The sequence below is a fragment of the Paracoccus sp. pheM1 genome, from assembly GCF_018499825.1.
In the GTDB taxonomy this organism is placed as follows: Bacteria; Pseudomonadota; Alphaproteobacteria; order Rhodobacterales; family Rhodobacteraceae; genus Paracoccus; species Paracoccus versutus.
The window spans coordinates 72,098-85,244 of sequence record NZ_JAGXCX010000001.1 but is presented as its reverse complement, the minus strand read 5'-3'; the positions used below and the strand labels follow the sequence as shown (position 1 = coordinate 85,244).

The following is a 13,147-nucleotide window of genomic DNA, read 5'->3' as shown; positions in this document are numbered from 1 at the left end:
GCCGCTTTTCGCTGTTCCCGAAGGAAGATTTTGGAGCGGGCGATGAGATTCGAACTCACGACCCTAACCTTGGCAAGGTTATGCTCTACCCCTGAGCTACGCCCGCGCTCCGTCCCGATGGCGCTTCGCCTTCGGTGAGGCGTCATTTATGGGAGCGCGCCGGGGGGTGCAAGGGGAAAAATCGCGCCGCCGGGAAAATTTTCGCAGGCGAGGCCCGGCGGGGAAAATTGCGCCCGGCTGCGGCCTTGGCGGGCTTGACCGCGCCGCCGGCTTGCCGAAACCTGCCGGCCAGACAGGGGGTGCCGATGAAACCGTCCGACCAGCTTTCCGAATATGTCCGCCGCGCCCTGGCACAGGGCGGCGAGCGCGAGGGCATCGCCCAGGCGCTGGCCCATGCCGGCTGGTCCGCGCCCGAGATCGACGAGGCGCTGGGGGGCTGGGAAACCGCGCCGGGCCTGCCGCCGGTGCCGCGGCCCCGCCCCTATGCCTCGGCGCAGGAGGCGCTGCTTTACGGCCTGCTGTTCCTGTCGCTGGGCATGATCGGCTGGCATGTCTGCGAATTGGGCATGGTGCTGATCGAGCGGCTGATCCCCGACCCGGCCGACAGCCGCTATTACGGACCGGGCAGCTCGACGCGCTGGTCCATCGCCTCGCTGATCGCCTTCGTGCCGCTGTTCGTGATCCTCAACCGCAAGGTGGCGCGGATGAGCCTGGGCGACGGCGGCCGACGGCGGTCGCTGGTGCGCAAGTGGTTCGCCTCGGTGACTTTGCTGGTGGTGGCGCTGGTGTTCCTGGCGGACGGGATCTATGTCATCTACACGCTGCTCAACGGCGAGCTGACGGCGCGTTTCGCCGCCAAGGCGGCGCTGGTCGCCGGGGTCGCGGGACTGGTCTTTGCCTATTACCGGGACGAGCTGAATGATTAAGGGCTGGGCCACCATCGCCATCGCGCTGCTGGCCGCGGCGGCGGTCGTCGCCGGGCTGGCGCTGACCGGCGGCCCCGGCCATGCCCGCAAGGAGCGCCGCGACCGCGAGCGGGAAAGCGACCTGGCCAACCTGGCCCGGCTGGTGGTCTGCCTGGCGCGCGAGAACGGCGACCGCCTGCCCGAGACGCTGGCGACCACGCCGCAATGCGACTGGCAGGTGCGGCTGGCCGATCCCTTTACCGGCGCGCCCTATCGCTACGAGGTCACGGGGCCGCGCAGCTATCGGCTCTGCGCCGGGTTCGAACTGCCGCAGCCCCCGCGGTCCGGTCCTTGGGATCGCGACGCGGCGGGTTGCAGCACGCGCAGCTTCATCCCGACCGGGTCGCAGCGGCCGGGGGCCGAGGCGACGATTCCCTATCGCGACTAGGGCCCCTATCGCGACGAGGGCACGGCTTTTTCCATATAGATGCGGTGCAGCCCGGCTTCGATCACCCGGCGGGTCTCGGCATAGCCGAGCCGGGCATAGATCGCCTGATTCTCGACCATGGCCACATGGGTGTAAAGCCGCAGCCGGGGCAGGCCAGCCGCGCGGGCGCGGGTTTCGGCGAAATCCATCAGCCGCCGGCCAAGCCCCAGCCCCTGCGCGGCGGGCGAGACGGCGACATTCTCGACCAGCAGCGCATCGGGCTGAGGGATCAGCACGATCAGGCCCAGCATCGCGCCATCCCGTTCCAGCAGATGCGTCTGCCCGGCCGCGATGCGCGCGGCATGGTCGTCCAGCATCGGTCCCGGCTTGCGGCCGATGCGGGCGGTGTAATGCGCATAGGCGCTGTTCACCACTTCCTCGACCACGGCTAGGTCGCCGGCCGTGGCAAGGCGTATCACGTCGCTGTCCATCCCATCCCCTCCTGTCCGGCGCAGGTTGCGCCGGGGGAAAGGGACCGGCAAGGGCATGTCAGCCCGGCAGGTCCGACAGCGGGCGCGACAGGTTCTCGGGCGCCATCGCCGCGGCCAGGAAAAGCGGCAGGCCCCGGGCCAGCGCGGCAAAATCCTCGGGCGGGGTCAGGGTCGGGTCGGCCTCGACCAGCAGCTCCAGCCCGCAGGCCTCGCCATCGCCGCGGATGGTGATGTTGAACCCGTCGCCCGGCCCGTTCGACAGCACGTGCCGCGTCGTCTCGCAGCCGGCGAATCGCGCCTCGTCAAAGGGCAGCACGTTGATCAGCGGCGAGAAGAAGAAGCGGCTGCGCGGCTCCATGCCGTAATCCTCGGCGATCTGCTCGATGCGGTAGCGGCCATGGCGGCGCAGCTGGCGCAGCCGCCCGCCGAGCCGGGCCAGCGCCTCGCCCAGCGGCTCGCCCGGATGCAGCGTCACGTCCAGCGGCAGGATGTTCACCACCAGCGCCGGGACCGAGACGGCGACGCTGCCCATGCGGCTCATGTAGGGCAGCCAGACCGGCATCGCGATCCGGCCGCGGTCGTCGCACAGATGCGCAGCCGAGCCGTCGCGCAGATGCAAGGCCGCCCAGGCCGCGCAGATCACGGTCAGCAGGTCCGGCCAGCCCATGCCCGCCGCCTGCGCCTGCCGCATCAGCGCCAGGCGCAGGGCGGCAAGGTCGTGGGCGGCGCAAAGCGCCTCGGCCGGATAGTCCTCGGACCCCTTGCGCAGCACGCGCGGGCGGGGTTCGGCCGCCAGCACCCCGGCCCAATGGCGCGCGTCGGCGGCATGGCGCGGGCTGGCGCGATAGTCGGTTTCCTCGTTCAGATAGGCGGCCAGCGGGCGCAGCGGCTGGCCGGGATCGGCGCCCTCGGCCAGCGCGGCGTAAAGCTGGGCGCAGCGGCGTTCGACCAGGCCCATGGCATAGCCGTCCAGCGCGATGTGATGGCCGCGGTTGAACCACAGGTAATGCCCCTCGGCCAGCCGGACCAGCCATTGCGCCGCGATGGGCTGCTCCAGCAGGTCCAGCGCCGCATCGACATCCGCCTGCATCAGCGCAAAGGCATGTGCGCGCGCATCCGTGCGGTCCGACAGGTCGATGCGGCGCAGCGCGGGCCGCTCAGCGGGATCGACCCGCTGCACCGGCCGGCCGTCGGCGCCAAGGCCGAAGCGCAGCGCCATGATGTCGGTTTCGGCGATGGTGGCCTTTATGGCGCGGGCCAGCGCCTCGGGATCGGCAAGGCCGCGCAATTCGATGGCATGGGCGACGGTCGAGACCGCCTCGCCGGGATGGAACCGGAACTCTTCCCAGAAATCCAGCTGGGCCAGCGTCAGGGGCAGCCACAACCCCTCGGCTTGATGATGCGTCATGAAATCCTTGTCCCTGTCGCAGGGTCTGGCATTCTGAACGAGAGAGGGCTGGCTTGGTTGCATCCGGGTGGGGACGCGGCTGGCTTGCTTCGAGAGAGAAAGCGGGATAAAAATACTCAACTATTGTCATCCGTCAAGGTGCCGCAAGCGCCTTGGGCGGCTCATTGCCGTAAAAGCAGGTATCCGCATGATTGAATTCAGCCCTTGGCCGCAAGACCTCGCCCGACGCTATCGCGAGGCCGGTTACTGGATCGACCAGCCGCTGACGCATATCCTGGACGCGCAGCTGGCCGCCAACCCCGAGGCCGAGGCGCTGGTCTGCGGTTCGCGCCGCTTCAGCTATGGCGACCTGGACCGGCTGTCGCGCAACCTGGCCGCGCGCCTGGCGCGGCAGGGGCTGGGCCATGGCGATACGGCGGTGGTGCAATTGCCCAACGTGGCCGAGTTCTTCATCGCCTTCTTCGCGCTGTTGCGAATCGGGGTGGCGCCGGTGAACGCGCTCTACAGCCATCGCCGGCTGGAGCTGACCGAATATGTCCGCCAGATCGCGCCGCGGGTGGTCATCGCCGCGCGCGACCACGAACTGTTCCGCGACGACGCCTTTGCCGACGCGCTGCGCGCCGGCGGCGTCGCGCATCTGCTGCTTCTGGGCGAGGACGATCCCGCCCGCAGCCTGGCCCATTGGCTGACCCCGGACGGCGACCTGCCCGAGGGCGCGGGGCCGACGCCTGCCGACCAGGTCGCCTTCTTCCAGCTGTCGGGCGGCAGCACCGGCACGCCCAAGCTGATCCCGCGCACGCATAACGATTACGACTACAGCATCCGCGCCAGCGTCCAGATCAGCGGCGTGACCTCGGCCACGCGGTTCCTGTGCGCCCTGCCGGCGGGGCACAACTTCACCATGAGTTCGCCCGGCACGCTGGGGGTGTTCCATGCCGGCGGCACCGTGGTCATGGCCCCCAGCCCCGAGCCTCTGGGCTGTTTCCAGATCGTCGCGCGCGAGCGGATCACCATGGCGCCGCTGGTGCCGCCCGCCGTGGCCCTGTGGCTGCGCGCAGTCGAAGAAGATCCCGCCCGCCGCGCCATGCTGGACAGCCTGGAGCTGATGCTGGTCGGCGGCGCCAGCTTTGCCGAGGCGACCGCGCAGCGCGTGCCGGAACTGCTGGGCTGCCGCTTGCAACAGGTCTTCGGCATGGCCGAGGGGCTGGTGAACTATACCCGGCTGGACGATCCCCCCGAGGTGGTCTTCACCACCCAGGGCCGGCCGATCAGCCCCGACGACGAAGTGCGCATCGTCGACGAGGACGGCAACGACGTTCCCGACGGCACGCCCGGCGCGCTGGCGACGCGCGGCCCCTATACCTTCCGCGGCTATTACCGCAGCCCGGAACACAACGCGAAAGCCTTCGACGCCGAGGGGTTCTATTACTCGGGCGACGTGGTGGTGCGGCAGGGCGGCAACCTGCGCGTCGTGGGCCGCATCAAGGACCAGATCAACCGGGGCGGCGAAAAGATCGCCGCCGAGGAGATCGAGAACCTGCTGGTGCGCCATCCAGACATCACCCATGCCGCGCTGGTCGCCGCGCCGGACGCCCATCTGGGCGAGAAAAGCTGCGCCTTCCTGGTGCTGCGCGAGGGGGCGGGCAAGCTTTCGCCGCCGGCGCTGCGCCGGCACCTGCTGGAGCTGGGCGTGGCCGAATACAAGCTGCCCGACCGCTTCCGCTTCGTGCCCGAACTGCCCTTGACGGCGGTGGGCAAGATCGACAAGCGCCGCCTGCGCGACAGCCTCGTGGCCGAAACCGCCGCCTGAAAGGACGAATGATGGATATTGCCGAAAAGACCGATCTCAGCCCCGAATGGCTGGCCGCCCGCGTGCGGAAGATGATCGAGGACGATTGCGAGATCGAGCCCGCCGAGAACCTCGTCCTCTACGGGCTCGACTCGATCGCGGTGATGACCTTTTCGTCCGAGCTGAAGCAGATGGGCGTCGAGGCCAGTTTCGAGGAACTGGCCCGCGAGCCGACGCTGGACAATTGGTGGGCGCTGATCGCGTCCCGGATCTAGGCGCGCAGCGTCGCGCCACCGTCGACGTAAAGGTCGGCCATGGTGACATGGCCCGCCTGGTCGGACAGCATGAACATCACCGCGCCGGCGATGTCCTCGGGCGTCGCCAGCTTCTTCAGCGGGATGCCGGTGCGATAGGCGTCCAGGCTGCCCTCGATCACCGCGCGCTCGCCGGCGCCGCCGTCCTCGGTCCACATGCCGGTCTGCATCGGCGTCAGGGTCGAGCCGGGGGCGACGATGTTGCAGCGCACCCCCTGCGCGGCAAGCTCCAGCCCCAGGCAGCGCACCAGCATGGTCGCCGCCGCCTTGGAGGCGGCATAGGCGCCCATGTTCAGCCGCGGAATCCCCGCCGCGTTCGAACTGACCGCGACGATGGCGCCGCCTGCGTTCCGCACCATGGCGCGGCCGAAAGCGCGGGTAACGTTGAAGGTGCCGCGGGCGTTGACGCCCATCACCCGCTCCCATTCCTCGGGCGCGAGGTCCAGCAGCGGCCCGATGGCCAGCACGCCGGCCGTATGGACGCCAAGGCCCAGCGGGCCATGCGTCGCCTCGACCTCGGCCACCAGCGCCTCGACGGCATCGCCGTCGCGCACGTCCAGCACCCGGTTCTCGGCCCCCGCGACGGGGTTGCCGGCCAGCGCGGATTCGGTGTCGGTGGCGACGACCCTGGCGCCCGCCTCCAGCAGCGCCGCGACCACGGCGCGGCCGATGCCGCCCGCCGCGCCGGTGACGATGGCGGTCCGGTCGCGGAATCCGGTCAGGCGCATGATTTCATCTCCTGCCCGCCAAGCGCCGCCAGCGCCTGCCGGGTGGACAGGGCCACGCCGCAGGTGGCGGCGATCCAGCCCATGGCCATGTCCTGCTTCTCGCGCGAGAAATCGGCCTGCGCATCGGCCACGGCAAAGGCCTCGATGTCGCGCTGGAACGCCTCGACGGCGGTGGCGAGGCAGCCGATATGGGCATAGACGCCGCAGATCATCAGCTGGTCGCGGCCGCGCGCCCGCATCAGATGCTCGAGGTTCGAGCGCTGGAAGGCGCTGTAGCGATGCTTCAGCAGCACGATGTCGCCCGTCGCCGGGGCCAGCTCGGGCAGGATCTCCTCATGCTCGGGGATGGCGCTCATTCCCGGCCCCCACAGGTCGGCCTGAAGCCCGCGATCCGGGCGGAACTGGTCGCCCTTCTGCGCGGTGTAAAAGACCGGAACGCCCGCCGCCCGCGCCGCGCCGATCAGCCGCGCGATATTGCCGACCACCGGCGCCAGGGGCGCGCCCTCGGGATAGATGCGGCAGAAATAGCGCTGCATGTCGTGGACCAGCAGCGCCAGCCGGTCGCGGCGGGGCTGCCAGGGACCGCGCGCCTTGGGCAGCTCGGCCTCGGTCGGGGGGGCATAGGGGGCGATACCGGGCAGGGCCATCAGGTCTCTCCGTTGCAGGGCACGCCCTGCAGGGCCGCATCCTGCGGCAGGCCAAGGGCGGCCAGAAGCGCGCCGAACTTGGCGCCGGTCTCGGCGGCCTCGGCCATCGGGTCCGAGCCGGGGACGATCCCCGCGCCCGCGTATAGCCGCGCCCGCCGGCCGCTGATCTCGGCGCAGCGGATGGCGACATGCCAGGCGCCGTCCCCGCTTGCGTCGCACCAGCCGACCGCGCCGGCATAGAAATCCCGCGCCACGGGTTCAAGGGCCTTGATGAAGCCGGCCGCCCGCGCCATCGGCACGCCGCAGACCGCCGGCGTCGGATGCAGCGCCGAGGCCAGCACGACCGACGGCGTGTCCTCGTCCTTCAGCCGCCCCTCGATCCGGGTGCCCAGGTGCCACATGCTGCGGGTCGAGGTGATGCAGGTGCCCTCGGGGCAGCCCAGTTCGCGGCAATAGGGGGCCAGGATGTCCAGGATCGACTCGACCACCAGCGCATGTTCGCGGTGGTCCTTGGCCGAGCCGGACAGGGCCTGGGCGGCGGCGCGGTCGGCGGCCGCATCGGCCAGCCGCCGGGCCGAACCCGCCAGCGGATGCGAGGCGATGCGCCGGCCGCGCTTCTCGACCAGCAGCTCGGGCGTGGCGCCGCAAAGCGCGCGGCCCTGCGGATGCTCGGGCCCGGCGGGCAGCGCCACGCGAAAGGCGGTCACGCTGCGGTCGGCATGCAGCCGCGCCATCAGCGCCTCGACCGGGATCGGCGCGGTGGATTCGACCAGCAGCGTGCGGGCCAGCACGATCTTTTCCAGCGCGTCGCGGCCCCCGGCCTCCTCGGCCATGATGCCAAGCGCGCGGGCGACGGCGCCGGCATAGTCGCGCGCGGCAGGCTCGGCCGTCAGGCGCCAGTCCGGCAGCGGCAGGCCCTGCGGCGCGGCGCCGCCGGACGCGGGCGCATCGCTGCGCCGGCATTGCCACAGGCAATCCCCGGCCTCGCGGTCAAAGGGCAAGGCGCCGCCGATCATCTCGTCCGGCGCCGCCCCGGCAAGGGCCGCGGCCACGCGCGTCTCCAGCGTCGCGGCGCTGCCGGCGGCGATCCGCCGCGCGGGGCCGCGCCCCAGGATGCGCCCCGAAGGGCCGTCGAAACCGAAAAGAACCGGATCAGGCACGGGCGACGCCGTCTTGCTGGGCGCCTCGGAAAGGCGGATGTTCATCATGCATCTCGTTTCAAAGGAATTTCGTCCCCGATCCCGGCGGCGGCCAGCGGCTTTGGAACTGGCGCTGGCTGTGCAGACATGGATGATGCTGCGATCGTATCCGGGGCAGAACTCTCCTGCGCAGGGTTTGGCAACTGATGTCTCGGGTGGCGAACCGCCGCAATCCCCAAGGGGCACGGCCGGTCGGGCGGCGGTCTGGAAATCCCGCCCTTCAGCTTCCCGCCGGCAATCTGTCAAAGCGGGTCCAGAAAGGCAAGTAAAAAGATCAGGATTAGCGCCGGCCGGCGAATTGTCGCAACCCCGGCCCCGGCGGGAACCGGAACCGGGCGCCGGGGCCGCGGGTTCGGGGGGCGTGGCAATGCGGAAAGGACCAGGACATGAACGGCCAGGACGAGCCGGCAGCAAGCCCCGATTTCGACCTGGCCAGGGCGCGGGTCTGCGCCATCGTGAACATGGGCTCGGGGCGCGAGGCGGGCGACGACATCGCGGGCAAGCTGCGCGCGGCCTTGCAGGGCCGGGTGGCCGAGCTTCGGTTCCGCGGCACCGGCAAGGGTGCCGACCTGCCCGCCATGGCCCGCGAGGCGGTGGCCGAGGGGTTCGACCTGATCGTCGCCGCCGGCGGCGACGGCACCCAGGCGGCCGTGGCCGGCGCGGTCGCCGGCACCCCGGCGGCGATGGCGGTGATCCCCGGCGGCACCTTCAACTATTTCGCCCGCGACCTCGGCTCGGGCGAGACGGTCGAGGCGGCGCTGGCGATCTTCGACGCCCCCCGCATCCGCCGCGTCCATGTCGGCGAGATGAACGGCATGATCTTCCTGAACAATATCAGCTTCGGCGCCTATCCCGAGATCCTGCGGCGCCGCGAAAGCATCTATCGGCGCTGGGGCCGGTCGCGGCTGGCGGCCTATTGGTCGGCGGTGGCGGCGCTGTGGACGCTGCGCCGCCCGCTGCACCTGACCGTGCGCGCGAACGGCGAAGAGCGGCGCTTCACCACCGCCCTGGCCTTCGTGGCGAAAAGCGCCTACCAGCTCGACACCTTCGGGCTGGAAGGGGCCGATTGCGTGCGCCAGGGCCAGATGGCGCTGCTGCTGGCGCGGGCGAAGCGGCCGGGGCCGCTGGTGCGCTCGGCGCTGCGGCTGGCCCTGGGCAAGACGGCGCGCTATGCCGATTTCGACCTGATCTGCGCCGATGAATTCGAGCTGGAGACCGTGCCGCGCCATGAATATGTCGCCCATGACGGCGAAAAGACCTGGATGGATTCGCCCTTTCGCATCCGCGTGCGCCGGGGCGCGCTGAAGGTGCTGGTTCCGGCCGATAGCGGCGGGCGGGATGCCGGATGACGCGCATCCTGCATCTCTCGGACCTGCATTTCGGGCTGGAGCGCAAGCCGCTGGTCGAGCCGCTGATCGACCGCATCAACGCCGCCCGCGCCGATCTGGTGGTGGTGACGGGCGACCTGACCCATCGCGGCCGCTCGGCGCAATTCGCGCAGGCCGCGGCCTTCCTGCGCCGGATCGAGGCGCCGCTGCTGGCGGTGCCCGGCAACCACGACATCCCGCTCTACAAGCTGGCGGACCGGATGATGCGCCCCTGGCGGCGCTGGCGGCGCGCCATCGCCCAGAACCTCGAGCCCGTGGGCCATGTCGGCAACCTGCGGGTGCAGGGCATCAACAGCGTGGACCCGATGTCCTGGCAGCGCGGCATCGTCACGCCCGCGCAGGTGGCGCGGGTGATCGCCGGGCTGGACCCCGCCTGCATCAACATCGTCGCGCTGCACCACCCGATGCAGCAGCGCCCGCAGGTGGACAAGGCGCTGATGCAGGGCGCCGCCCCGGCGCTGGCCGGCTTCCAGGCCGAGGGCGTGCAGCTGGTCCTGACCGGCCACCTGCACCTGTGGTCGATCGGCGCCTTCCTGGGCGAACGGGGGCGGCCGATCCTGCAAGTCCAGGCCGGCACCGCGCTGTGCGACCGGCCCGGCGACCGGCAGAACGAATTCGCCGTGCTGGAGTTCGCCGGCCCCGACCTGCTGGTCGAGCGCCACGTCGCGCCCATGACCGAGCCCGGCTTCCGACCGCCCGAACAGCTGCGCTTCACCCGCCGCGAGGGGCTCTGGCGCCCGGCCTGATCTTCTTCGTTGCATAAATACCCTGGGGGAGCGCCTCCCGGACCCCATCGAGGGGTCCGGGAGGCACGGGGGCAAAGCCCCCGGCCCCGCTCAACCCTTGGGCTCGACGCGGAAGACGGTGCCCCAGGGATCGCGCAATGCCGCCGCCCCCAGCCCCCGCAGCCGGTCGGGATCGGCGGCCAGCACCACCTCGGCCAGCCCGGCCGAACCGGGGCTGCGCAACCCCGCGCCGCGGCTGTTCCAGACATTGCCTGCCAGATGGTGATGATAGCCGCCGGTGGCAAAGAAGCTCGCGCCAAAGCGATGCGCCATCCGCTCCATGCCCAGGCGGTTCATGCAGAAATCCTCGGCCGCGGCCACGTCGCCCACCTGCAGGTGGACATGGCCCACCACGCTTCCCTCCGGCGCGCCGGTCCAGGCGCCCGCATCCGCCGCCAGCAGGTCCGCCATGTCCAGCGCCAGCGTGTCCATCCGCACCTCGGCCCCGTCATGCTGCCAGGCGCTGCGGGGACGGTCGGCATAGACCTCGATGCCGTTGCCCTCGGGGTCGCGCAGATAGAGCGCCTCGCTGACCAGATGGTCCGAGGCCCCGTCGAGCCCGATCCCGCGCCCGGCAACGAAGCGCAGCCAGCGTCCCAGCGCCGCGCGGTCGGGCAGAAGGAAGGCGGTATGGAACAGCCCCGCCTCTTGCGGCCGCGGGCGGGCGGCCCGGTCGCGGCGCAGCTCCAGCAGCGGCTTGTCGCCCGCGCCCAGCACCAGCTCTTCGCCGCTGCCGGAAATCCGCTCCAGCCCGATCACCGAGCGGTAGAAATCCCCGACCCGGTCCAGGTCGTTGACGATCAGGGCCACCCGGCCGATCTGGATGGGGGCGTCACTCGTGGCCATCATGCTCTCCTTATATCCTGTTGCGCCCAAGATAGGGGCGATGCGCATGGCACGGAATGGCGCCAATCGGGGAATACTGACGCCGCAACGGCGACAATGGCCACGGATTGCCTTCGCCCGCGCCCCGGCGCATGATGCGGGGCCCTTTCGCCAGCCGGAACCCGATGAAGCCCCGCACCACCAAGACCCAACCCGCCAAGACCCGATCCGCCAAGACCCCGCCCCGGCCGCAGCCTGACGCCGCGCCGCTGGCCGCCGATCCGGCGCGGATGGAGATCTTCCTGGTCGCCACCCCCGGCCTTGAAGAACCGCTGGCGGCGGAAGCCCGCGCGCTCGGCTGGGACGCGCAGGCCCAGCCCGGCGGCGTCACGTTCACCGGCGGCTGGGCGGATGTCTGGCGGGCGAACCTGGAAATCCGCGGCGCGACCCGCGTCCTCGCACGCATCGGCGCCTTTCGCGCCCTGCATCCGGCGCAGCTCGACAAGCGCGCGCGCCGCTTTCCCTGGGCCGACTGGCTGCGCCCGGACGTGCCCATCCGCATCGAGGCCAGCAGCCGCAAGTCCCGCATCTATCACGCCGGCGCCATCACCCAGCGCATCGAGGCCGCGATCCGCGACAGCCTGGGCGCCCCCGTGGCCGAGGACGCGCCGGTCACGCTGAAGATCCGCATCGAGGATGACCTTTGCACCATCAGCCTGGACACATCGGGCGAATCGCTGCACCGGCGCGGCCACAAGCAGGCGGTGGGCAAGGCGCCGATGCGCGAGACCATGGCGGCGATGTTCCTGCGCCAATGCGGCTTCGACGGGGCCGAGCCGGTGCTGGACCCGATGTGCGGCTCGGGCACCTTCGTCATCGAGGCGGCCGAGATCGCGGCGGGCCTCAGCCCCGGACGGATGCGGCCTTTCGCCTTCGAACGGCTGCCAAGCTTCGACGCGCAGGCATGGCAGGCGATGCGCAACGCCCCTGCCCCGCCCGCGCCGGCCGAGCCCCGCTACCACGGCAGCGACCGCGACCCCGGCGCGATCCGCATGAGCCGCGAAAACGCCGCCCGCGCCGGGCTGGACGGCTGGACCAGCTTCGAAAACCGCGCCATCGGCGATCTCCTCCGCCCCGAAGGCCCGCCGGGCCTGGTCATGGTCAACCCGCCCTATGGCGCGCGCATCGGCAACAAGGGTCCGCTTTTCGGCCTGCACGCGACGCTGGGCGAGGTGCTGCGCGAACGCTTCCGCGGCTGGCGCGTCGGCCTTGTCACCAGCGAGGCGCCGTTGGCCCGCGCCACCGGCCTGCCCTTTCGCGAACCGGGCCCCTACGTCGCTCATGGCGGGCTGAAGATCCGGCTGTGGCAGACCGGGCCGCTGTAACGGGAACCCAGGCCGCCGCCGCGCATTGATACGGTTGGTCGCAGGGACGGGTTCCCGGCGGATGATATGCTGTCCCGGAACCGCGCAGGAGAATCGCATGGATATTCGTTTCGACAACCAGATCGCCCTTGTCACCGGCGCCGGTTCGGGGCTGGGCGAGGCGATCGCGCTGGAACTGGCCGCCTCGGGCGCCACGGTGGTGGCGGCCGACCTGCATGAAGCGACGGCCCGCGCCACCGCCGAGCGGATCGTCGCCGCGGGCGGCCGGGCCGAGGCCGTGGCGGGCGACGTCTCTGACCCCGAGCAGGTGCGCAAGGCCGTCGAGGTCGCCAAGGGGCTGGGCGGGCTGCACCTGCTGGTGAACAATGCCGGCATCGGCGGCCCCAGCGCGCCGGTCGGGGAATACCCGCTGGACGGCTGGCAAAAGGTGATCGACGTCAACCTGAACGCGGTCTTCTATGGCATGCGCTACGGCATTCCGGCCATGCTGGAATCGGCCGGCGGGGCGATCGTGAACATGGCCTCGATCCTCGGCTCGGTCGGGTTCAACGGGGCCGGGGCCTATGTCTCGGCCAAGCATGCCGTGGTGGGCATGACCAAGAACGCGGCGCTGGAATATGCGGCGCAGGGCATCCGGGTGAACTCGGTCGGCCCGGCCTTCATCGACACGCCGCTGCTCGACCAGCTGGACCCGGAGGTCAAGCAGGCGCTGGTCGCCCGCCATCCCGTCGGCCGGCTGGGCCGGGCGGACGAGGTGGCGGGGCTTGTCCTGTTCCTGCTTTCGGAGCGCGCCAGCTTCATCACCGGCAGCTATCACCTGGTGGACGGCGGCTATACGGCGCTCTGACGCGCCTCA

At 71.0% G+C, this 13,147-nt stretch carries 14 protein-coding genes and 1 tRNA gene; 8 read left to right on the top strand and 7 right to left on the bottom strand.

Annotated elements, in window-relative coordinates:
- Positions 1–31 precede the first annotated feature (31 nt).
- Positions 32–106 (bottom strand) — tRNA-Gly (locus KF941_RS00395).
- A 199-nt stretch (positions 107–305) separates the two neighbouring features.
- On the opposite strand from KF941_RS00395, the gene KF941_RS00390 reads away from it, so the two are divergent.
- A complete protein-coding gene (locus tag KF941_RS00390; protein ID WP_072461738.1) occupies positions 306–926 on the top strand; it encodes a DUF5671 domain-containing protein in 621 nt (206 codons plus the stop codon).
- Positions 919–1,353, top strand: coding sequence for a hypothetical protein (locus tag KF941_RS00385; RefSeq protein ID WP_214272272.1), 435 nt, complete (start codon positions 919–921; stop codon positions 1,351–1,353). The genes KF941_RS00390 and KF941_RS00385 overlap by 8 nt, the downstream gene beginning before the upstream one ends.
- Before the next feature lie 5 nt (positions 1,354–1,358).
- Here KF941_RS00385 and KF941_RS00380 read toward each other — a convergent pair whose 3' ends face one another.
- Positions 1,359–1,823, bottom strand: coding sequence for a GNAT family N-acetyltransferase (locus KF941_RS00380; protein ID WP_214272271.1), 465 nt, complete (start codon positions 1,821–1,823; stop codon positions 1,359–1,361).
- 58 nt (positions 1,824–1,881) lie between these two features.
- Positions 1,882–3,231 carry a condensation domain-containing protein gene (locus tag KF941_RS00375; protein WP_214272270.1) on the bottom strand — a complete coding sequence of 450 codons (1,350 nt, stop codon included), beginning with the start codon at positions 3,229–3,231 and terminating at the stop codon, positions 1,882–1,884.
- Positions 3,232–3,418: 187 nt separating this feature from the next.
- On the opposite strand from KF941_RS00375, the gene KF941_RS00370 reads away from it, so the two are divergent.
- Both KF941_RS00370 and KF941_RS00365 read left to right on the top strand, forming a co-directional pair.
- Positions 3,419–5,041, top strand: a complete 1,623-nt coding sequence (locus tag KF941_RS00370; RefSeq protein ID WP_214272269.1) for a (2,3-dihydroxybenzoyl)adenylate synthase — start codon at positions 3,419–3,421, stop codon at positions 5,039–5,041.
- An 8-nt stretch (positions 5,042–5,049) separates the two neighbouring features.
- A complete protein-coding gene (locus tag KF941_RS00365; protein WP_036757053.1) occupies positions 5,050–5,295 on the top strand; it encodes a phosphopantetheine-binding protein in 246 nt (81 codons plus the stop codon).
- On the opposite strand, the gene KF941_RS00360 is transcribed toward KF941_RS00365, so the two are convergent.
- The 3 genes from KF941_RS00360 to KF941_RS00350 are packed head-to-tail and all read right to left on the bottom strand — an operon-like array spanning position 5,292 to position 7,917.
- Positions 5,292–6,062, bottom strand: a complete 771-nt coding sequence (locus KF941_RS00360; protein WP_214272268.1) for an SDR family oxidoreductase — start codon at positions 6,060–6,062, stop codon at positions 5,292–5,294. The genes KF941_RS00365 and KF941_RS00360 overlap by 4 nt on opposite strands.
- Positions 6,053–6,709 carry an isochorismatase family protein gene (locus tag KF941_RS00355; RefSeq protein WP_214272267.1) on the bottom strand — a complete coding sequence of 219 codons (657 nt, stop codon included), beginning with the start codon at positions 6,707–6,709 and terminating at the stop codon, positions 6,053–6,055. Before KF941_RS00355 ends, KF941_RS00360 begins: the two co-directional genes overlap by 10 nt.
- Positions 6,709–7,917: an isochorismate synthase gene (locus KF941_RS00350; protein WP_240540178.1), complete on the bottom strand. Its 1,209-nt coding sequence runs from the start codon at positions 7,915–7,917 to the stop codon at positions 6,709–6,711. Before KF941_RS00350 ends, KF941_RS00355 begins: the two co-directional genes overlap by 1 nt.
- A gap of 377 nt (positions 7,918–8,294) precedes the next feature.
- Here KF941_RS00350 and KF941_RS00345 point away from each other — a divergent pair, with 377 nt between their 5' ends.
- Complete coding sequence (locus KF941_RS00345) at positions 8,295–9,257, top strand: diacylglycerol kinase family protein (RefSeq protein WP_214272266.1); 963 nt, start codon at positions 8,295–8,297, stop codon at positions 9,255–9,257.
- A complete protein-coding gene (locus KF941_RS00340; RefSeq protein ID WP_116221983.1) occupies positions 9,254–10,042 on the top strand; it encodes a metallophosphoesterase in 789 nt (262 codons plus the stop codon). Before KF941_RS00345 ends, KF941_RS00340 begins: the two co-directional genes overlap by 4 nt.
- 90 nt (positions 10,043–10,132) lie before the next feature.
- On the opposite strand, the gene KF941_RS00335 is transcribed toward KF941_RS00340, so the two are convergent.
- Positions 10,133–10,930 carry a VOC family protein gene (locus KF941_RS00335; RefSeq protein WP_240540177.1) on the bottom strand — a complete coding sequence of 266 codons (798 nt, stop codon included), beginning with the start codon at positions 10,928–10,930 and terminating at the stop codon, positions 10,133–10,135.
- 161 nt (positions 10,931–11,091) lie between these two features.
- Here KF941_RS00335 and KF941_RS00330 point away from each other — a divergent pair, with 161 nt between their 5' ends.
- Entirely contained in the window at positions 11,092–12,291 is a 1,200-nt protein-coding gene (locus KF941_RS00330; protein WP_240540176.1) for a class I SAM-dependent RNA methyltransferase, read from the top strand.
- A 97-nt stretch (positions 12,292–12,388) separates the two neighbouring features.
- On the top strand, positions 12,389–13,138 hold the full coding sequence (locus KF941_RS00325) for an SDR family NAD(P)-dependent oxidoreductase (protein ID WP_214272265.1): 750 nt from the start codon (positions 12,389–12,391) through the stop codon (positions 13,136–13,138).
- Positions 13,139–13,147: the final 9 nt, after the last annotated feature.

Excerpts from the sequence above, each read along its gene's own strand:
- KF941_RS00390 (WP_072461738.1), top strand. The coding sequence starts at position 306 with ATGAAACCGTCCGACCAGCTTTCCGAATATGTCCGCCGCGCCCTGGCA.
- KF941_RS00385 (WP_214272272.1), top strand. The coding sequence starts at position 919 with ATGATTAAGGGCTGGGCCACCATCGCCATCGCGCTGCTGGCCGCGGCG.
- KF941_RS00380 (WP_214272271.1), bottom strand. The coding sequence starts at position 1,823 with ATGGACAGCGACGTGATACGCCTTGCCACGGCCGGCGACCTAGCCGTG.
- KF941_RS00375 (WP_214272270.1), bottom strand. The coding sequence starts at position 3,231 with ATGACGCATCATCAAGCCGAGGGGTTGTGGCTGCCCCTGACGCTGGCC.
- KF941_RS00370 (WP_214272269.1), top strand. The coding sequence starts at position 3,419 with ATGATTGAATTCAGCCCTTGGCCGCAAGACCTCGCCCGACGCTATCGC.
- KF941_RS00365 (WP_036757053.1), top strand. The coding sequence starts at position 5,050 with ATGATGGATATTGCCGAAAAGACCGATCTCAGCCCCGAATGGCTGGCC.
- KF941_RS00360 (WP_214272268.1), bottom strand. The coding sequence starts at position 6,062 with ATGCGCCTGACCGGATTCCGCGACCGGACCGCCATCGTCACCGGCGCG.
- KF941_RS00355 (WP_214272267.1), bottom strand. The coding sequence starts at position 6,709 with ATGGCCCTGCCCGGTATCGCCCCCTATGCCCCCCCGACCGAGGCCGAG.
- KF941_RS00350 (WP_240540178.1), bottom strand. The coding sequence starts at position 7,917 with ATGATGAACATCCGCCTTTCCGAGGCGCCCAGCAAGACGGCGTCGCCC.
- KF941_RS00345 (WP_214272266.1), top strand. The coding sequence starts at position 8,295 with ATGAACGGCCAGGACGAGCCGGCAGCAAGCCCCGATTTCGACCTGGCC.
- KF941_RS00340 (WP_116221983.1), top strand. The coding sequence starts at position 9,254 with ATGACGCGCATCCTGCATCTCTCGGACCTGCATTTCGGGCTGGAGCGC.
- KF941_RS00335 (WP_240540177.1), bottom strand. The coding sequence starts at position 10,930 with ATGATGGCCACGAGTGACGCCCCCATCCAGATCGGCCGGGTGGCCCTG.
- KF941_RS00330 (WP_240540176.1), top strand. The coding sequence starts at position 11,092 with ATGAAGCCCCGCACCACCAAGACCCAACCCGCCAAGACCCGATCCGCC.
- KF941_RS00325 (WP_214272265.1), top strand. The coding sequence starts at position 12,389 with ATGGATATTCGTTTCGACAACCAGATCGCCCTTGTCACCGGCGCCGGT.